General features: G+C 62.6%; 20 protein-coding genes. 9 read left to right on the top strand and 11 right to left on the bottom strand.

The window, feature by feature from the left end; all coding sequences use genetic code 11:
• Nucleotides 1-32 precede the first annotated feature (32 nt).
• Genes APH28_RS17060 through tldD form a run of 3 tightly spaced genes read left to right on the top strand, consistent with a single transcriptional unit; the run spans nt 33 to nt 6156 of the window.
• Nucleotides 33-3848, top strand: coding sequence for a YhdP family protein (locus APH28_RS17060; protein WP_060511322.1), 3816 nt, complete (start codon nt 33-35; stop codon nt 3846-3848).
• A 14-nt stretch (nt 3849-3862) separates the two neighbouring features.
• Nucleotides 3863-4714, top strand: coding sequence for a carbon-nitrogen hydrolase family protein (locus APH28_RS17055; RefSeq protein WP_060511320.1), 852 nt, complete (start codon nt 3863-3865; stop codon nt 4712-4714).
• Between the two features lie 2 nt (nt 4715-4716).
• Nucleotides 4717-6156 carry a metalloprotease TldD gene (gene tldD, locus APH28_RS17050; protein WP_060511318.1) on the top strand — a complete coding sequence of 480 codons (1440 nt, stop codon included), beginning with the start codon at nt 4717-4719 and terminating at the stop codon, nt 6154-6156.
• A 41-nt stretch (nt 6157-6197) separates the two neighbouring features.
• Here tldD and yjgA read toward each other — a convergent pair whose 3' ends face one another.
• Nucleotides 6198-6719 (bottom strand): ribosome biogenesis factor YjgA, encoded by a 522-nt coding sequence (gene yjgA / locus APH28_RS17045; RefSeq protein WP_060511316.1) that lies wholly within the window; start codon nt 6717-6719, stop codon nt 6198-6200.
• A gap of 109 nt (nt 6720-6828) precedes the next feature.
• Here yjgA and pmbA point away from each other — a divergent pair, with 109 nt between their 5' ends.
• The 6 genes from pmbA (at nt 6829) to APH28_RS17015 (ending at nt 12084) form a co-directional block, all read left to right on the top strand.
• The gene (gene pmbA, locus APH28_RS17040) at nt 6829-8175 is read left to right on the top strand and encodes a metalloprotease PmbA (protein WP_060511314.1); all 1347 of its coding nucleotides are present in this window, start codon (nt 6829-6831) and stop codon (nt 8173-8175) included.
• Nucleotides 8176-8303: 128 nt separating this feature from the next.
• Nucleotides 8304-8705 carry a FagA protein gene (locus APH28_RS17035; RefSeq protein WP_082432316.1) on the top strand — a complete coding sequence of 134 codons (402 nt, stop codon included), beginning with the start codon at nt 8304-8306 and terminating at the stop codon, nt 8703-8705.
• Nucleotides 8698-10074, top strand: coding sequence for a lyase family protein (locus tag APH28_RS17030; RefSeq protein ID WP_060511312.1), 1377 nt, complete (start codon nt 8698-8700; stop codon nt 10072-10074). Before APH28_RS17035 ends, APH28_RS17030 begins: the two co-directional genes overlap by 8 nt.
• A 30-nt stretch (nt 10075-10104) precedes the next feature.
• Complete coding sequence (locus APH28_RS17025) at nt 10105-10566, top strand: hypothetical protein (RefSeq protein WP_060511310.1); 462 nt, start codon at nt 10105-10107, stop codon at nt 10564-10566.
• A 1-nt stretch (nt 10567) separates the two neighbouring features.
• Nucleotides 10568-11179, top strand: a complete 612-nt coding sequence (locus APH28_RS17020; protein ID WP_060511308.1) for a superoxide dismutase — start codon at nt 10568-10570, stop codon at nt 11177-11179.
• Between the two features lie 11 nt (nt 11180-11190).
• Nucleotides 11191-12084, top strand: coding sequence for a ZIP family metal transporter (locus tag APH28_RS17015; protein ID WP_060511494.1), 894 nt, complete (start codon nt 11191-11193; stop codon nt 12082-12084).
• Between the two features lie 111 nt (nt 12085-12195).
• Here the strand turns inward: APH28_RS17015 and APH28_RS17010 are convergent, their stop codons facing one another.
• The 10 genes from APH28_RS17010 to APH28_RS16965 all read right to left on the bottom strand — a co-directional run bounded on the left by APH28_RS17010 (nt 12196) and on the right by APH28_RS16965 (nt 19210).
• On the bottom strand, nt 12196-12468 hold the full coding sequence (locus tag APH28_RS17010) for an HPr family phosphocarrier protein (protein ID WP_060511306.1): 273 nt from the start codon (nt 12466-12468) through the stop codon (nt 12196-12198).
• Nucleotides 12469-12488: 20 nt separating this feature from the next.
• Nucleotides 12489-13343 carry an RNase adapter RapZ gene (gene rapZ, locus APH28_RS17005; protein ID WP_060511304.1) on the bottom strand — a complete coding sequence of 285 codons (855 nt, stop codon included), beginning with the start codon at nt 13341-13343 and terminating at the stop codon, nt 12489-12491.
• Between the two features lie 2 nt (nt 13344-13345).
• Nucleotides 13346-13810 (bottom strand): PTS IIA-like nitrogen regulatory protein PtsN, encoded by a 465-nt coding sequence (gene ptsN / locus APH28_RS17000; RefSeq protein WP_060511302.1) that lies wholly within the window; start codon nt 13808-13810, stop codon nt 13346-13348.
• A gap of 12 nt (nt 13811-13822) precedes the next feature.
• Entirely contained in the window at nt 13823-14131 is a 309-nt protein-coding gene (gene hpf, locus APH28_RS16995; RefSeq protein ID WP_003255135.1) for a ribosome hibernation-promoting factor, HPF/YfiA family, read from the bottom strand.
• A 78-nt stretch (nt 14132-14209) separates the two neighbouring features.
• Complete coding sequence (locus APH28_RS16990) at nt 14210-15703, bottom strand: RNA polymerase factor sigma-54 (protein ID WP_060511300.1); 1494 nt, start codon at nt 15701-15703, stop codon at nt 14210-14212.
• A gap of 172 nt (nt 15704-15875) precedes the next feature.
• Nucleotides 15876-16601 carry an LPS export ABC transporter ATP-binding protein gene (lptB, locus tag APH28_RS16985; protein WP_060511298.1) on the bottom strand — a complete coding sequence of 242 codons (726 nt, stop codon included), beginning with the start codon at nt 16599-16601 and terminating at the stop codon, nt 15876-15878.
• A complete protein-coding gene (gene lptA / locus APH28_RS16980; RefSeq protein WP_060511296.1) occupies nt 16602-17129 on the bottom strand; it encodes a lipopolysaccharide transport periplasmic protein LptA in 528 nt (175 codons plus the stop codon).
• Complete coding sequence (lptC, locus tag APH28_RS16975; RefSeq protein ID WP_060511294.1) at nt 17116-17688, bottom strand: LPS export ABC transporter periplasmic protein LptC; 573 nt, start codon at nt 17686-17688, stop codon at nt 17116-17118. Before lptC ends, lptA begins: the two co-directional genes overlap by 14 nt.
• Before the next feature lie 8 nt (nt 17689-17696).
• Nucleotides 17697-18221: an HAD family hydrolase gene (locus tag APH28_RS16970; protein ID WP_060511292.1), complete on the bottom strand. Its 525-nt coding sequence runs from the start codon at nt 18219-18221 to the stop codon at nt 17697-17699.
• A gap of 14 nt (nt 18222-18235) precedes the next feature.
• On the bottom strand, nt 18236-19210 hold the full coding sequence (locus tag APH28_RS16965) for a KpsF/GutQ family sugar-phosphate isomerase (protein ID WP_060511290.1): 975 nt from the start codon (nt 19208-19210) through the stop codon (nt 18236-18238).
• Nucleotides 19211-19222: the final 12 nt, after the last annotated feature.

Below are 19222 nucleotides of genomic sequence, written 5' to 3'. Positions count from 1 at the left end.
CGGGCCATCATGGATAAACGACCTGGAGGGCCATGGCCATGGGACGTCTGAACCGCGTTCTTGTTGCCTTGACCCGCTGGGGGCTGGGCATCTGCGCCCTGCTTGCAGTGCTGGTGGCGTTATATGTCAGCCTCGGTCGCGAGCTGGTGCCGCTGGTGGCCGAGTACCGAGCCGACGTCGAGAGCAAGGCCGAGCAGGCACTGGGCTTGCCTGTGCATGTGGGGGCGCTGGAAGGGCGTTGGAGTGGCTTGGCACCGGTATTGCGCGTACGTGACCTGCAACTGGGCGAGGGCGCATCGGCCCTGCGCCTGGATGACGTCAAGGTGGTGCCTGACCTGTGGGCCAGCCTGACGTCCCGCGAAGTGCGCCTGGCGCGCATCGAGCTCGGTGGCCTGCAACTGATTCTGCGGGAAGACGAGCAGGGTGGCTGGGCCCTCGAAGGGTTGCCAAAAAAGGACGATGCGCCATTGGACCCTGCCGAACTGTTGCAACGCTTGCGCCAATTGGGCCGCATCGATGTGTTCGACAGCCAGGTCACCCTGCAGCCCTGGCAGCGTGACCCGCTGACCCTTACCTATGTCAGCGTCGGCTTGCAGGCCGGTGCGTCACGGCAGGCCCTGGACCTGCGTGCGACCTTGCCCGACGGCCAGCCGCTGGCGGTCAATCTGCGCAGCCGGGCAACCGCAAAGGCCTGGCGCGATGGCGAGGTCGAAGCCTACCTGAGCCTGCCACAAAGCGACTGGGCGCAGTGGTTGCCGCCTGCTTTGCTGGGCCAGTGGCGGGCGGAAACGCTGAAGGCCGGTGGCGAGTTCTGGGTCGACTGGAGCAAGGGCCAGTTGCAGCAGGCGGTGGTCCGCTTGAATGCCCCGCAACTGCGCGGTGCCTATGCCGAGCGCAAGGCTATGACCCTCGACAATCTTGCCCTGGGCGCTTGGTTCCAACGCCGTGAGCAGGGCTTCGACGTGGTGGTCGATTCGCTCGCTGCGAATATCGGCAAAACCCGGTGGGAATCGCACCTGCAAGTGAACCAGCGCCTGGGTGATGACCCGGCGGGCGAAACCTGGCAAGTGCAGGCCGACCGCCTTGACCTCACCCCGCTCACCCCGTTGATCAATGCGTTGGCGCCCTTGCCGGACAAGCTCATGACCGTGGTCGATGCGTTGAAGGTGACCGGGGCCCTGCGCAACGTTCGCCTGGAGGCAAGGCCAAAAGCCGAGGGCGACCAGCGTCTGCAGTTTGCCGCCAATCTGGAGCGGGTGGGTTTTGATGCCTACCACGGTGCACCGGCGGCCGGTAATGTCAGCGGCAGCATCAGCGGCGACCTTGGGCATGGCGAACTGCGCCTTGATACCGATGCGTTCATGCTGCATCTGTATCCGATCTTCGCCAAACCCTGGCAGTACCAGAAGGCTAATGCACGGCTGACCTGGGCACTCGACAAACATGGCTTCACCCTCATCGCGCCCTACCTCAAGGTGCTGGGTGAGGAAGGCAAGATTGCCGGCGATTTCCTGATTCGCCTGCTGTTCGACGAAGGCACCGAAAGCTACATGGACCTGCGTGTCGGCCTGACCGAAGGCGATGGCCGCTACACCGCCAAGTACCTGCCCGAAGTGCTGAGCCCGGCGCTCGACGAATGGCTGCGCAGCGCCATCGTCAAAGGCAACGTCGACCAGGGCTATTTCCAGTACCAAGGCTCGTTGAACCACAACGCTACCCCTGAAGCACGCAGTATCAGCCTGTTCTTCAAGGTCCATGACGCCGCACTGGACTTCCAGCCCGGCTGGCCGCAGGTGCAGCAGGTGGATGGCGATGTCCTTATCGAAGACAGCGGCGTGCGCATCAAGGCCAACAAAGGGCTGCTGCTGGACACCAAGGTCAGCGACGTCACTGTGAACATTCCTCACGTCGATAGCGGCCAGCACAGCCACCTGTACCTTGACGGAGATTTCGACGGCAGCCTCGGTGATGGCTTGAAAATTCTCAAGGAAGCACCGATCGGCACGGGTGAGATCTTTGCGGGCTGGGAAGGCGAAGGGCCTCTCAAGGGCAGGGTCAAGCTCGATGTTCCCCTGGCCCATGGCGAGCGGCCAAAAGTGCTGGTGGACTTCGCCACTGCCGATGCGCGCCTGAAGGTAGCCCCGCCCAGTCTGGAGCTGACGCGCTTGAAGGGTGACTTCAGCTTTGACCTCGACAAAGGCCTGAGTGGCAAGAACATCAACCTGCAGGCGTTCGGCAAGCCGGTCACAGCGCAAATCAGCGCCGAGGGCCAGCCCGGGCAGATGCAGACACGCATCAACGCCAACGGCCAGGTTTCGCTGAAGTCCCTGACCGACTGGCTGCAATTCAAGCAGACCTTGCCCGCTTCGGGCGACATTCCGTACCAGCTGCAGGTCAACCTGGGCAGCCGCGATAACAGCTTGAATGTCAGCTCCTCGCTCAAGGGGCTGGCCATCGACCTGCCAGCGCCATTTGGCAAGGCGGCGGCGGACACCCGCGACACCCGTTTCAGCATGAATCTGCAAGGGCCGGAACGGCGCTTTGACGCGGCTTACGCCGACCTCGCCCGTTTCGCCTACGCCGCACCGGCCGACAAGTTGGGACAGGGGCGCGGGGAATTGCTGCTCGGCACTGGCCAGGCGCAACTCCCAGCAAGCCAGGGGCTACGGGTGAAAGGGCGGCTGGAAAGCCTGGACCTGGCACCCTGGCAGGAACAGGCCGCACGCTTTGCCGGTGACGACCCCGGCGGCAATGCCCGGCAAAACCTGCAGAGTGTCGACCTGAGCATCGGCCAGTTGAAAGCCTTCGGTATGACGCTGAATCAGGCGGTGGTACGCCTGGTCCGTGGTGGCCCGGCCTGGGACCTGCGGCTGGACAGCAAGGAGGTCATCGGCAATGCGCGCGTGCCAGATGCCAAGACTGCACCGATGATCGTGCGCTTGCAGACCCTGCGTCTGCCGCCCGCCGACCCGGCTGAGACTCAATCGGAAGAGGGCCCCGATCCGCTGGCCTCTTTCGACCCGCGCAAGGTGCCGGCCCTGGACCTGAGCATCGACAAGCTGTACCGCGGCGACGACCTGTTCGGCAACGCTGCGCTGAAACTGCGCCCGACCGCACGGGGTGTGGCGGCGCAGGACATCGAACTCGACTTCAAAGGCCTGCATGTCGATGGCACGGGCGGCTGGGAAGGCGAAACGGGGGCGACCACCAGCTGGTACAAGGGCCGGCTCGATGGCAAGAACCTCGGTGACGTGCTCAAGGCCTGGGGCTTCGCCCCGACCGTGACCAGCCGCGATTTCCGCCTGGATGTCGACGGCCGTTGGCCCGGTTCTCCAGCCTGGGTTGGTCTCAAGCGGTTCTCTGGCAGCATGGATGCAGCCTTGCGCAGCGGCCAGTTCGTCGAGGTGGAGGGCGGTGCACAAGCGCTGCGAGTGTTCGGCCTGCTTAACTTCAACTCGATTGGCAGGCGCCTGCGCCTGGACTTCTCCGACCTGTTCGAAAAGGGCCTGGCCTACGACCGGGTCAAAGGCCTGCTGGTGGCCAGCAGCGGTGTCTACGTGACCCGCGAGCCGATCACCGTGACCGGGCCGTCGAGCAACTTCGAACTCGATGGCACCCTGGATCTGGTGCGCGATCGGGTGGCTGCCAACCTGCAGGTGACCCTGCCGGTCACCAACAACCTGCCCCTGGCCGCGTTGATCGTCGGTGCGCCGGCGGTCGGTGGTGCGCTGTTCCTGGTCGATCGGTTGATCGGCGACCGTGTATCACGTTTCGCCAGCGTGCATTATCGCGTCGAGGGCCCTGTGAAAGAGCCTAAAATCAGCTTTGTGAAACCGTTCGACAAATAATTTCAGGAGTGCTCATGAAGGCAGCGGTCATCCAGATGGTCAGCCAGGACGATGTGCTGGCCAACCTGCAACGTGCAGGCGCCCTGCTGGAACAGGCGGCCTTGAGCGGTGCACGGCTGGCGGTGCTGCCGGAAAACTTCGCGGCGATGGGGCGCAAGGACGCCGCCGCCATCGGCCGCGCCGAAGCCCTGGGCGAAGGTCCGATCCTGCCATGGTTGAAACGTACCGCACGCGACCTCAGGTTATGGATTGTTGCCGGTACCTTGCCGCTGCCACCGCAAGGTCAGCCTGAGGCAAAAGCCCATGCCTGTTCGTTGCTGATCGACGAACATGGCGAGGTGGTGGCGCGTTACGACAAGCTGCACCTGTTCGACGTGGATGTAGCCGACAACCGTGGCCGCTACCGCGAGTCCGATGACTATGCCCATGGTGCCCAGGTGGTGGTGGCCGATACGCCGGTAGGGCGCCTGGGGCTGAGTGTGTGCTACGACTTGCGCTTCCCTGAGCTCTACAGCGCTTTGCGCAGTGCAGGGGCGGAACTGATCACGGCACCGGCCGCCTTTACTGCGGTCACAGGGGCAGCGCATTGGGAAGTGCTGATCCGCGCCCGGGCCATCGAGACCCAGTGCTATGTACTGGCAGCGGCTCAGGGCGGTACCCATCCAGGCCCGCGGGAAACCCACGGGCATGCGGCGATCGTCGACCCCTGGGGGCGCATCGTCGCGCAGCAGGCGCGAGGCGAAGCGGTATTGCTCGCCGAGCGCGACATTGATGAACAGGCGTCCATTCGGGCGCGCATGCCGGTCACCACGCACCGGCGCTTTTTCTCGCAGGGCGCCTTGCGGCCTGCGCACACCTCGGAGTGACTATGAGCCAGATGTTATCCACCGTCAGCGAGCAGCTCCTGGCCCCGGGCGGACTCACCCTCGACAGCCTGCAGAGCGTGTTGGGCGAGCTGGCCGGCCCCAGCATCGACGCCGCTGACCTGTACTTCCAGGGCCAGATCTCGGAAACCTGGGCGCTGGAGGACGGCATCGTCAAAGAGGGCAGCTTCAACCTTGACCAGGGTGTGGGTGTGCGTGCCCAGTCCGGTGAGAAGACGGGCTTCGCCTACAGCAATGCGATCAACTTGGAGGCACTGACCTCGGCGGCCCGTGCTGCCCGCTCGATTTCCCGCGCCGGTCAGAACGGCACGGTGCAGGCGTTTCGCAGCCAGGACGTGACGGCGCTGTACGCGCCGGACAACCCGCTGGACGTACTCAGCCGGGCCGAGAAGGTCGAACTGCTCAAGCGTGTCGATGCCGCCACCCGTGCCCTTGACCCGCGCATCCAACAGGTCAGCGTGAGCATGGCCGGGGTCTGGGAGCGCATCCTGATTGCTGCCGCCGACGGCAGCCTGGCAGCCGATGTGCGCCCATTGGTGCGCTTCAACGTCAGCGTCATCGTCGAGCAGAATGGCCGTCGCGAGCGCGGCGGGCAGGGCGGTGGCGGGCGTACCGACTACCGCTTCTTCACTGAAGACCGGGTCATGGGCTATGCCCGCGAAGCGCTGCGCCAGGCGCTGGTCAACCTTGAGGCGATCCCGGCCCCGGCCGGCACCTTGCCGGTTGTACTGGGTTCCGGCTGGTCCGGCGTGCTGCTGCACGAAGCGGTCGGCCATGGCCTGGAGGGTGACTTCAACCGCAAGGGCAGCTCGGCATTCAGCGGGCGGATTGGCGAGAAGGTCGCCTCGAGCCTGTGCACCATCGTCGACGACGGTACGCTCGAAGGCCGCCGTGGCTCGTTGAGCGTCGATGACGAAGGCACCCCGACCGAATGCACCACGCTGATCGAGAACGGCATCCTCAAGGGCTACATGCAGGACAAGCTCAATGCGCGCCTGATGGGCATGGCGGTTACCGGCAACGGTCGTCGCGAGTCGTATGCGCACCTGCCGATGCCGCGCATGACCAATACGTACATGCTGGCCGGCGAAAGCGACCCGCAGGAAATCATCGCCTCGGTGAAGAAGGGCATCTACTGCGCCAACCTCGGCGGTGGCCAGGTCGATATCACCAGTGGCAAGTTCGTGTTCTCGACCAGCGAAGCGTACCTGATCGAAGACGGCAAGATCACTGCGCCAGTCAAGGGCGCGACCCTGATCGGCAACGGGCCTGAGGCCATGAGCCGGGTGTCGATGGTCGGTAACGACCTGGCGCTGGACAGTGGGGTGGGGACGTGTGGCAAGGACGGGCAATCGGTGCCGGTGGGTGTCGGGCAGCCGACCTTGAAACTGGACGCAATTACCGTGGGCGGTACTGGCGCGTGAGAATCGTCCCGGGGCTGCAAACCAGCCCCAGGCGGCGGGAATCAGCGCAGACCGCGCTGCATCTCGTCGAGATCACGGATGTACTTGAACACCTTGCGCGCAGCGGCGGGCGGTTTGTTCCGTGCTTTTTCGTGCTGGGCATGACGGATCAGCGAGCGCATCTGCTGGCGATCGGTTTCGGGGAACTCCTGAACAAAACGCTCAAGGTCCTCGTCATTGCCATCGATCAACCGGTCACGCCAGCGTTCCAGGCCATGGAAACGCTCGTTGTACTGGCGGCTGGAGGTGTCGATCTGATCGAGCACGGCGTGGATGGCGTCCAGGTCCTGGTCGCGCATCAGCTTGCCGACAAACGACATGTGGCGTTTGCGTGCGCCATGGGCGGTGTGCTTGCAGGCTTCGGCCAGGGCCTTGCGCAGCTCGTCGGTGAGCGGCAGGCGTGCCAGCGTGTCGGCCTTGACCGTGGTCAGGCGCTCGCCGAGTTCGACCAGCGCATGCAGCTCGCGCTTGATCTGGGTTTTGCTTTTTTCGCCGTCGAAGGCGTCGTCGTATGAATCAACCATGGTGGCAGTCCGCTAGAAATCGCCGCCATGATAACCAGTCGGGGGCCGCTTGTCCGGCCCGGTCGCTGAATGACCCTCAGCCGAACGCAGAATTTGAGTGGAGAAAACCATGAGTGCAGTCCAGAGCGTAGGCCCCAAGGACCTGCCAGCGTTGCAGGAGCAGGTCGAAGCGATCATTGCAGAAGCACGCAAGCAAGGCGCCAGTGCCTGCGAAGTGGCGGTATCGCTGGAGCAGGGCCTGTCCACCACGGTGCGCCAGCGCGAGGTCGAGACGGTCGAGTTCAACCGCGACCAAGGCTTTGGCATCACCCTCTATGTCGGCCAGCGCAAGGGCTCGGCCAGCACCTCGGCCAGTGGCCCGGACGCCATTCGCGAAACTGTGGCCGCCGCGTTGGCGATTGCCAAGCACACGTCCGAAGACGAATGTTCAGGCCTGGCTGACGCCGCGCTGATGGCCCGCGAGATCCCCGACCTCGACCTCTATCACGACTGGGACATCGAGCCGGAGAAAGCCATCGAGATGGCGCTGGCCTGCGAGGCGGCGGCATTCGACGCCGACAAGCGCATTCTCAATGCCGATGGCACTACACTGAACACTCACCAGGGTTGCCGCGTGTACGGCAACAGCCACGGTTTCATCGGTGGCTACGCCTCGACCCGCCACAGCCTGAGCTGCGTCATGATCGCCGAAGGCGAAGGCCAGATGCAGCGTGACTACTGGTATGACGTAAACCGCCAGGGGCACTTGCTGGCCGACCCGCGTAGCATTGGCGTGCGCGCCGCCCAGCGTGCCGCCAGCCGATTGGGCGCACGGCCGGTCCCGACCTGCGAAGTGCCGGTGCTGTTCTCCGCCGAGCTGGCGGGTGGCCTGTTCGGCAGCTTCCTTTCGGCCATTTCGGGCGGCAACCTGTACCGCAAGTCGTCGTTCCTCGACGGTGCCATCGGCCAGCGCCTGTTCCCGTCCTGGCTGACCCTCGACGAGCGCCCACACATTCCACGCGCGCTGGGCAGCGCCGCTTTCGACGGCGATGGCCTGGCGACCTACGCCAAGCCGTTCGTCGACAAAGGTGAGTTGGTGTCCTACCTGCTGGGCACCTACTCCGGGCGCAAGTTGGGGCTGCCGAGCACTGCCAACGCCGGGGGCGTGCACAATCTGTACGTTACCCATGGCGTCGAAGACCAAGCGGCGCTGATCCGTCGCATGGGTCGTGGCCTCCTGGTGACCGAGCTGATGGGCCATGGCCTGAACATGGTGACGGGCGATTATTCGCGCGGCGCGGCGGGCTTCTGGGTCGAGAACGGTGAAATCCAGCATGCCGTGCAGGAAGTGACTATCGCCGGCAATATGAAGGACATGTTCCAGCAAATTGTAGCCATCGGCAGTGATATTGAGACTCGCAGCAATATCCACACAGGGTCGGTCCTGATCGAGCGGATGACGGTCGCTGGCAGCTGATAATTGGCAAATCTAGTCAGTGACATTAAAACCCGGCCATCGCGCCGGGTTTTTTTCTTTCATCGCGCGGGCTTGAAGTGATTATATTTATCAATTAATAATGAATATCATTATCCAGTCACCCGGCGATGATGTTCATGAAACCCGTCCTCCGCGAACTGCCCTACCTGGAAAACTGGCGCTGGCTCAGCCGGCGCATCCGCTGCGCGCTTGAACCCGACGAGCCGCGCCTGATCGAGCACTACCTGGCCGAAGGCCGCTACCTGGTGTGCTGCACTGAAACGTCGCCATGGACCGTGGCACTGACTTCCTTGCGCTTGCTGCTGGATACCGCCAGCGACCGCATGCTGCCGTGGCACTGGCGTTGCCAGTGCCTGGACCAGGCCTGGCGCCCGCTGCTCGACCTGCGCAACCTCGATCGCCGCGAGCAGAACCAGCGCTGGCAGCCCTATGCCTTGCAGCTGGCCAACTGCCGGCTGCTGCCGTCGATTTCCCCCGATGAACTGATGCAAGGATTTGAAGATGAGTGATACCCGTATCGAGCGTGACAGCATGGGCGAGCTGCAGGTGCCGGCCAACGCCCTGTATGGCGCCCAGACCCAGCGCGCAGTCGACAACTTCCCGATCAGTCGCCAGCGCATGCCAGCCCAGTTCATCCGCGCCCTTTTGCTGGCCAAGGCTGCTGCGGCCAAAGCCAACATCGAGCTGGAGCAACTGTCGGCAGGGCAGGGCCAGGCCATCGTCAAGGCGGTCGAACAACTGTTGGCTGAAGACTTCATTCAGCACTTCCCGGTGGACGTGTTCCAGACCGGCTCCGGCACCAGTTCAAACATGAACGCCAACGAAGTGATCGCCACCTTGGCCAGCCGCATCCTCGGCGAGCCGGTCAATGCCAACGATCACGTCAACTGTGGCCAGAGCAGCAATGACATCATCCCGACTACCATTCACGTCAGTGCCGCCCTGGCTCTGCATGAGCAACTGTTGCCGGCCCTGGGCCACTTGGCACAGGTGATCGAGGCCAAGTCAGCGCAAGTGCATCACTATGTGAAAACCGGCCGCACACATCTCATGGATGCCATGCCAGTGCGCATGAGCCAGGTGCTCGATGGTTGGGCGGCGCAGATCAATGGCGCCAAGGCGCATATCCAGGCGACCTTGCCGAGCTTGCAGGCACTGGCTCAAGGCGGCACCGCCGTGGGCACCGGGATTAACGCCCACCCGCAGTTCGCAGCCTGCTTCGCCCGTCAGTTGAGCGGTCTCACCAAGGTCGAGTTTAGCCCCGGCCAAAACCTGTTCGCTCTGATCGGCTCCCAGGACACGGCCGTGGCGCTGTCCGGACAACTCAAGACTACCGCCGTGGCGCTGATGAAGATTGCCAACGACCTGCGCTGGATGAACTCGGGCCCATTGGCCGGCCTGGGTGAAATCGAGCTTCAGGGCCTGCAGCCAGGCTCGTCGATCATGCCGGGCAAGGTCAACCCGGTGATCCCGGAAGCCACCGCCATGGTTGCCGCCCAAGTGATCGGCAATGACGCCACCATTGCTGTGGCGGGCCAGTCGGGCAACTTCGAACTGAACGTGATGCTGCCGGTGATCGCCCGCAACCTGCTGGAGAGCATCGAGCTGATGGCCAATGCCAGCCGCCTGCTCGCCGACAAGGCCATTGCCAGTTTCAAGGTCAACGAGGGCAAGCTCAAGGAGGCCTTGGCGCGCAACCCGATCCTGGTCACCGCACTTAATCCGATCATCGGCTACCTCAAGGCCGCCGAAATCGCCAAGACCGCCTACAAGCAGGGCCGTCCGGTCATCGATGTCGCACTGGAGCACACCGACCTGTCGCGCGACCAGCTCGAAGCGCTGCTGGACCCGGAAAAACTCACTGCTGGCGGCATCTGATAAGCCGTAGCACCCGGAGGAAACAACGTCATGCAGCACTGGAAACGCACGACCGAGACCGCCAATCGCCTGTTCGATCAGGGTGAGCTGGTCGATGCCCGGGAGCACTACCTGCAAGCACTGGCGTTGGCTCAAGTGCTGTTCGAGCGCTGGCATGACGTCGACGAGGCGGTGGCCGCGCTGGTCATCGCCCATCACAACCTGGCCGACCTGCACCTGCGCCTGAACCAGCCGCACGAGAGCGCCGACTACCTGTGCGCTGCCCATCAGCGTTTGCTCCAGGCCAGCCAGCAAGCGCGCTTGCCCCAGGCGCTGCGAGATGCCGCGCTGCGCCACAGCAGGCGTACGTACACCGAACTGCTGAGTTTTATCTCCGAATACGGCCAGTACCCGCGAACCGAGCGCCTGCTCAACCGCCACGGCGCTGAGGCCAGCGAACTCGTTGCCCAGCCAGACGTGGCGCCCACAACCCATGCCTACGGAATCCATTGATATGCCGCATACCTTGCCTGCACTGACTTACGCCTACGATGCGCTGGAACCGCACATCGATGCGCAAACCATGGAAATCCACCACACCAAGCACCACCAGACCTACGTCAATGGCCTGAACGCAGCCATCGAGGGCACCGAGTGGGCTGAATGGCCGGTCGAGAAACTGGTCGGCGCGGTCGAGCAACTGCCCGAAAACCTGCGCGGTGCAGTCACCAACCACGGTGGCGGTCACGCCAACCACAGCCTGTTCTGGACGGTGATGTCGCCCAAGGGTGGGGGCCAGCCACAAGGGGAGCTGGCCAGTGCCATTGACGCTGAGCTGGGTGGTTTCGAGGCGTTCAAGGACGCCTTCACCAAGGCCGCACTGACCCGTTTCGGCAGCGGTTGGGCATGGCTCAGCGTCACGCCGCAGAACAAGCTGGTAGTGGAAAGCAGCGGCAACCAGGACAGCCCGCTGATGCACGGCAATACGCCGATCCTCGGCCTGGACGTGTGGGAGCACGCCTATTACCTGAAGTACCAGAACCGTCGCCCGGAATACATTGGTGCTTTCTACAACGTGATTGACTGGGCGCAAGTGGAGCGCCGCTATCACGAAGCCTTGAAGTGAGTCTGGCCGGTATGCGCTCTGAGGTGATGTCCATCAGCAGTGTCCGGCTGTTTCGGCTGGCCCTGGGCACATTGCTGTTGCTGGCCGGTACCGCGTTGCTGCTGGCCCGTGGCATCGCCTGGCTGGACCTGGAACCCCGCATGCTGCGCGCCCTGGAAGGCGGTGCATTGTGCGCGCTGGGTACAGCGCTGGGCGCAGTGCCGGTGTTGGTGATTCGCAACATGTCGGTAGCCTTGGCCGATACCTTGTTGGGGTTCGGGGCAGGGGTGATGCTCGCGGCTACGGCGTTCTCGCTGATCATCCCCGGGCTGGATGCCGCCCAGTCCCTTGGTTTCAGCCCTTGGGGCGCCGGTGGGCTGATCAGTTTCGGTTTGATGCTCGGCGCCCTGTGCCTGTTTCTGGTCGACCTCAAGGTTTCCGGTGCTTCGCCAGAAGCCTTGGTCGGTACGGAAAACCAGCCAGTCATCGCCGCAAGGATCTGGTTGTTCGTGATTGCCATCATCGCCCACAACATCCCCGAGGGCATGGCCATCGGTGTCTCTGCCGGAAGCGGCATGGCCGACGCCGACAGCCTGGCGATGGGCATAGCGTTGCAGGATGTGCCCGAAGGCCTGGTAATAGCGCTGGTGCTGGCAGGGGCGGGGATGCCACGGTTCAAGGCGTTTCTGATCGGCGCCGCCTCGGGCCTGGTCGAGCCACTGGCTGCGGTGATCTGTGCCTGGTTGGTGAACATGGCGGAGTTGCTGTTGCCGGTTGGCCTGGCCTGTGCGGCGGGGGCGATGCTACTGGTGGTAACCCAGGAGATCATTCCCGAGTCGCGCAGCAATGGTCATCACCGCCTTGCCAGTCTGGGGCTTTGCATCGGCTTTTGCCTGATGATGGTGATGGATACTGCAATGTCGTGATCTTGGCCTAGGGCCAGCTGGCGTATTTCGTGTGCTTTTGAGATCGAACGCCGCGCGGGTGGCGCTCGAACTCACAGGCGCCGAAGAGGATCGTCGCGCCCGCAGAGGCCTTCATTCGCCTTCGTCGAAGTAGTTGTTGATCAGCGCCACCAGCGCGTCCAGCGCCTCGCTATCCTGTTCGCCCTCAGTCATCAGGTGTACCTGGGTGCCTTTGCCTGCGGCCAGCATCATCACCGCCATGATGCTCTTGCCGTCCACCAGCTTGTCGGGCGCGCGGCCGACGCGAACCTGGCAGGGAAACTTACCGGCCACGCCGACGAATTTGGCAGCCGCCCGGGCATGCAGGCCCAGCTTGTTGATGATGGTGATTTCGCGGGCGGGCATCGTGCGGTGGATCCTGTGGGCTAGAGGTCGCGGTGGCGGACCTGGACGTTTTTCAGGGATTGCTGCAGCAGCTCGCCGAGCCGTTCGGTGATGTAGACCGAGCGGTGATGGCCTCCGGTGCAGCCAATGGCAATGGTGACATAGGCGCGGTTGCTGGCGGCAAAGCGTGGCAGCCATTTGAGCAGGTAGCTGGAGATGTCGTTGAACATCTCTTCGACGTCCGGCTGTGCGGCCAGGTAATCGATCACCGGTTGCTCCAGGCCGGAATGTTCGCGCAGTTCCGGTTTCCAGTACGGGTTGGGCAGGCAGCGTACATCGAACACCAGGTCGGCATCGACCGGCATTCCGCGCTTGAAGCCGAACGACTCGACCAGGAATGCGGTACCGGGCTCGGGCTGATTGAGCAGGCGCAGTTTGATCGAGTCGCGCAGCTGGTAGAGGTTGAGGCTGGTGGTGTCGATCTTCAGGTCGGCAAGGTCGGCAATCGGCCCCAGCAATTCGCTTTCAACGCGGATGGCCTCGGCCAGCGAGCGGTCGGCGTTGGTCAGCGGGTGACGCCGACGGGTTTCCGAGAAGCGCTTGAGCAGCGTGTCTTCGTCGGCGTCGAGGAACAACACATCACACTGGATGTGGCGCCCACGGGCCTCCCCGAGCAATTCGGGGAAACGCGACAGGTGGCTGGGCAGGTTGCGCGCATCGATCGATACCGCCACCTTGGGTTGCAGCAGCTCGGTATTGATCAACGCGTTTTCCGCCAGCTGCGGCAGCAGCCCGGCGGGCAAGTTGTCGATGCAATAGAAACCGTTGTCTTCCAGGACATCGAGGGCGGTACTCTTGCCGGAGCCGGACCGGCCGCTGACGATGATCAGGCGCATGTTCAGTGCTCGTTCTGTGCGTCCAGGACAACCTGGTACAGGGCCTCGCTGCTGCCGGCGGCACGCAGGCGATCACGGACCTCCTTGCGATCGAGCATGCTGGCGATCTGGCGCAGCAATTCAAGATGGGCATCGGTGGCCGCCTCGGGTACCAGCAGGACGAACAGCAGATCCACCGGGGCGCCATCGATGGCGTCATAGTCGATCGGCGCATCCAGGTGCAGCAGGGCACTGACCGGGGACGAGCAGCCTTCAAGCCGGCAGTGGGGGATGGCAATGCCATTGCCAAAGCCGGTCGAGCCCAGTTTTTCGCGAGCGATGAGCTTTTCGAAGACGTCTTGCATCGCAAGCTCAGGTACTTGCTCGGCAATCAGGTTGGCGACCTTTTCCAGGGCGCGCTTCTTGCTGCCGCCCGGCACGTTCACAAGGGAACGGCCGGGGGTCAGGATGGTTTCAAGTCGGATCATGGATGAGAGGGATCAGCGAGCGGCTGCACCTTGCAGCAGGCTTTGCTGTTTTTCCTTGTGTTTTTTCAGTTGGCGGTCGAGCTTGTCGGCCAGGGCGTCGATCGCTGCATACATGTCTTCGTGTTCCGCGTTGGCAACCACTTCACCGCCTGGAATCTGCAAGGTCGCTTCGACCTTCTGCTGCAGCTTCTCGACTTTCATGATGACCTGCACGTTGGTGATCTTGTCGAAGTGACTCTCCACGCGAGCGAGCTTTTCAAGCACATAATCGCGCAGTGGCTGGGTGACTTCTACATGCTGTCCACTGATATTGACTTGCATACAGCTTCTCCTTTGTTGCCCGTGCATAAAGAGGCAGGTGTTGCACCTGCCCCACAAACGCTGTGGCACATCCGGGGGCTACATCAGTCGCTTGCGCTCGCTCGACGGTGCGATGCCGAGGGACTCGCGGTACTTGGCGACGGTGCGACGGGCTACCTGGATGCCTTGTGCCTCCAGTAAACCAGCGATCTTGCTGTCACTCAATGGCTTTTTCTGATTTTCCGCTGCAACCAGTTTCTTGATGATCGCGCGGATAGCCGTAGACGAGCATTCTCCGCCTTCGGCGGTGCTGACGTGGCTGGAGAAAAAGTATTTCAGTTCGTAGATGCCGCGCGGGGTGTGCATGTATTTCTGCGTGGTCACCCGGGAAATGGTCGACTCGTGCATGCCCACCGCTTCGGCGATGTCATGCAGGACCAGCGGTTTCATCGCTTCATCGCCGTGGTCAAGGAAGCCGCGCTGGTGCTCGACGATCTGCGTGGCGACTTTCATCAGTGTTTCGTTGCGGCTTTGCAGGCTCTTGATGAACCAGCGCGCCTCCTGCAACTGGTTGCGCATGAAAGTGTTGTCGGCGCTGGTGTCGGCACGGCGGACGAAGCCGGCGTACTGCGGGTTGACCCGCAGGCGCGGTATCGCTTCCTGGTTCAGCTCGACCAGCCAGCGGTCACTGTCCTTGCGCACGATCACGTCAGGCACCACGTATTCCGGTTCGCTCGACTCGATCTGCGAACCCGGCCGCGGGTTGAGGCTCTGCACCAGCTCGATCACCTGGCGCAGCTCGTCTTCCTTGAGTTTCATGCGGCGCATCAGCTGGCTGTAGTCGCGGCTGCCGAGCAGGTCGATAAAGTCGGTGACCAGACGCTGGGCGTCACTCATCCACGGCGTGCTGGCAGGCAGTTGGCGCAATTGCAGCAGCAGGCATTCGCCCAGAGTGCGTGCGCCGACACCGGCTGGCTCGAACTGCTGGATGCGGTGCAGTACCGCTTCGACCTCGTCGAGTTCGATATCTAGCTCCGGGTCGAAGCCTGCGCAGATTTCTTCGAGGGTGTCTTCCAGGTAACCCTGGCCGTTGATGCTGTCGATCAGGGTGACGGCGATCAGGCGGTCGGTATCGGACATCGGAGCCAGGTTCAGCTGCCACAGCAGGTGGCTCTGCAGGCTTTCGCCGGCCGATGTGCGGGTGGTGAAGTCCCACTCATCGTCATCGTTGCTCGGCAGGCTGCTGGCGCTGGTCTGGTAGATGTCTTCCCAGGCGGTGTCGACCGGCAACTCGTTGGGGATTCGCTCGTTCCACTCTCCGTCTTCCAGGGTTTCGGCACTGCTGGTGCTTTCCTGGAAGCTGTTGTCCTGGACTTCGGCGGCCGGCTTGTTCTCGGCGTTGTCCGCCATCGGGTCGCTGTTGTCGAAGTCGTCGCCGTCTTCCTGACGTTCGAGCATCGGATTGGACTCCAGCGCTTCCTGGATTTCCTGTTGGAGGTCCAAGGTGGAGAGCTGAAGTAGGCGGATGGCCTGTTGCAACTGCGGGGTCATCGTCAGTTGCTGGCCCATTTTTAGGACGAGCGATGGTTTCATGGCTGGGGCTTAATACCTTGTTCGCCGGCGCGCATGCGCCATCCACTACACGAGGGCGCCGGAGCGCCAAATTCAAGCAAGTTATATGCCTTAAATTGTAGCGTTTGCCTAGAGCACTGTAACAACTTAAGCCCCGACAAGGCGTTAATGCCAGCGCTCCAGGCAGTCCGGGTCAGAGTCGGAACTCGTGACCCAGGTAGACTTCCTTGACCAGGTCGTTGGCCAGGATGGTCTCGGCGTCACCTTCGGCGATCAGTCGACCGTCGTTGACGATGTAGGCAGTTTCGCAGATATCCAGGGTTTCACGGACGTTGTGGTCGGTGATCAGTACACCGATGCCCTTGGCCTTGAGGTGGTGGATAATCTGTTTGATGTCGCCAACCGAGATCGGGTCGACACCGGCAAACGGTTCGTCAAGCAGGATGAACTTCGGTGCGGTGGCCAGGGCACGGGCAATTTCGACCCGGCGGCGTTCACCGCCGGAAAGGCTCATGCCGAGGTTGTCGCGGATGTGGCTGATGTGAAATTCCTGCAGCAGGCTTTCCAGCTCCTTGCGCCGGCCTTCGCGATCGATGTCCTTGCGGGTCTCGAGGATGGCCATGATGTTATCGGCCACCGACAGCTTGCGGAAGATCGAAGCTTCCTGCGGCAGGTAGCCGATACCGGCGCGGGCACGGCCATGCATGGGCTGGTGGCTGACATCGAGGTTGTCGATCAGCACGCGCCCCTGATCGGCCTGGACCAGGCCGACGATCATGTAGAAGCAGGTGGTCTTGCCGGCGCCGTTGGGGCCGAGCAGGCCGACGATCTGCCCGCTGTCGATCGACAGGCTGACATCACGCACGACTTGTCGCCCCTTGTAGCTCTTGGCCAGGTGCTGAGCTTTGAGGGTTGCCATTTACTCGGCCTTCTTCTTCGGCTGGATCACCATGTCGATGCGCTGACGTGGTTGGGTCACGTTGCCACCGCGACCGGCGGTCGCAACCTGGGTCTTGGTGTTGTAGACGATCTTCTCGCCTTCGGTGGTGTTGCCTTCGTTCTCGACCTTGGCGCGATCGGTAAGGATCACCGTGTCTTTCTGCGCCTGGTACTGGATGGTCACCGCCCAGCCTTTCATCTTGTCGGGCTTGGCCGCAGTCTGCTGCTGTTCGAAGTACGCCAGGTTGCCCACCGAGGTCACTACGTCGATGTCGCCATTGGCGGCACGGGTCATGGTCACGGTGTTGCCTTTGATCATCATCGAGCCTTGGGTGATGATCACGTCGCCGGTGTAGGTAGCCACGCCTTGCTTGTCGTCCAGGTGCGCGTTGTCGGCCTGGATGCGAATAGGCTGGTCACGGTCGTTCGGCAGGGCGAAGGCGCTCGCGCTTCCCAGTGCTGCTGCGCTCAGGCTGAGCAAAAGGGGGAGGGTTTTAACGAGCCTCATACTGTCCTCTTACGTTAGAGAGCAAGTCGATCTTGCTTTCTTTCAAATACGCTTTCATTCCCTTGCCTGTGGTTGTGCCACCGGCGCCGTCGATTCTAACGGCTTGCTCGGTCTGCGCATATTGCTTCTGCGGGAATACGGTCATGCGCGAGCTGGTAATGATGGTATCGCGCTGTTTTTCGTCGGTGCGGGCAATGCGCACCTGGTCGATCAGTTCGACTTCGCTGCCGTCAGGGTTGACCTCGGCACGCACGCTCTGCACGTGCCACGGGTACTGAGTACCGCGGTACATGTGCAGGTCGGGCGTGGTCACCAGTGTGACCTCGCTGGCCTTGACGTGTTCGACCTTGTCGGCAGTCATTTCGTATTGCAGCTTGCCATCGGGCAGGTACTGCACACTGTGGGCGTTGATCGCATAGTAGTCGATGGCGCTTTCGTCGACCTGGGCTACCGGTTTGTCTAGGAAGCTCTCAGGGCTGACATTCCAGTAGCCGATTGCCGCCAGCAGGGCGGCAACCACCGCAAACAGCGCAATGTTCCGGGCTTTCTTGCTGAACATGGGCAGCCTTAAAGGTAGTTGGCGTTGGCAGCGTCCAGGGTGCCCTGGGCCTGCATGATCAGTTCGCAGAATTCACGCGCGGCACCTTCACCGCCGCGAGCCTGTGTCACGCCATGAGCGTGCTGGCGAACGAACGGTGCGGCGTTGGCGACGGCGATGCCCAGCCCTACTCGGCGAATCACCGGCAGGTCGGGCAGGTCGTCGCCCAGGTAGGCGACCTGCTCATAGCTTAGGCCCAGTTCGCTGAGCAGGCCGTCGAGAACCACCAATTTATCCTCGCGCCCCTGGTAGAGGTGAGGGATGCCGAGGTTTTTAGCCCGGCGTTCTACTACCGGGGTCTTGCGCCCGCTGATGATGGCTGTGGTCACACCTGAGGCCATGAGCATCTTGATGCCTTGGCCATCAAGGGTATTGAAGGTCTTGAATTCGCTGCCATCTTCAAGAAAGTACAGGCGGCCATCGGTGAGCACGCCATCGACGTCGAAAACAGCAAGCTTGATGGCTTTGCCGCGTTGCAGGAGCTGTTGGGTCATCTGTTCGTTCTCCTTTACATCACGCCGGCGCGCAGCAAATCGTGCATGTTCAGAGCGCCGGTCGGGCGGTCGTCCCGGTCCACGACCACCAGGGCGCTGATCTTGTGGTCTTCCATGATCTTCAGGGCCTCCGCTGCGAGCATCTCGGCGCGGGCTGTCTTGCCGTGCACGGTCATGACCTGGTCGATCAGGGTGGTGTGCACATCGATGTTGCGGTCCAGGCTGCGGCGCAGGTCACCGTCGGTGAAAATCCCTGCCAGTTTGCCATCGTCGCCTACGATCACGGTCATGCCCAAGCCTTTGCGGGACATTTCAAGGAGCGCGTCCTTGAGCAGCGTGCCGCGCTGTACCTGGGGCAGTTCGTCACCGGCGTGCATGACATTCTCGACCTTGAGCAGCAGTCGGCGGCCCAGCGCGCCGCCGGGGTGCGAGAACGCGAAGTCTTCGGCAGTGAAACCACGCGCTTCGAGCAAGGCAATCGCCAGTGCGTCCCCCAGCACCAGCGCGGCGGTGGTGGAAGAGGTCGGGGCCAGGTTCAATGGGCAGGCTTCCTGGCTCACGCTGGCATCGAGGTTGACCTCGGCGGCCAGGGCCAAGGGGGAGTCAGGGTTGCCGGTAAGGCTGACCAGCTGAATGCCCAGGCGTTTGATAAGAGGTAGCAGGGTGACGATTTCTGCAGTGCTACCGGAGTTGGACAGGGCGAGGATGACGTCATCGCGGGTAATCATGCCCATGTCGCCATGGCTGGCTTCGGCCGGGTGCACAAAAAATGCCGGCGTGCCGGTGCTGGCCAGGGTGGCGGCGATCTTGTTGCCGATATGCCCGGACTTGCCCATGCCGACCACCACGACCCGTCCCTTGCTCGCCAGGATCAGCTCGCAGGCCTTGACGAAATTGGCGTCGATGCGGGCCACCAGGCCTTCTACGGCCTCGAGTTCCAGGCGCAAGGTACGCTGGGCAGAGTGGATCAGCTCGCTGGATTGGCTCATGTCGAAAAGCAA

It is taken from the genome of Pseudomonas sp. NBRC 111124, assembly GCF_001320245.1.
Lineage (GTDB): Bacteria > Pseudomonadota > Gammaproteobacteria > Pseudomonadales > Pseudomonadaceae > Aquipseudomonas.
This window is presented reverse-complemented; position numbering and strand designations above follow the sequence as displayed.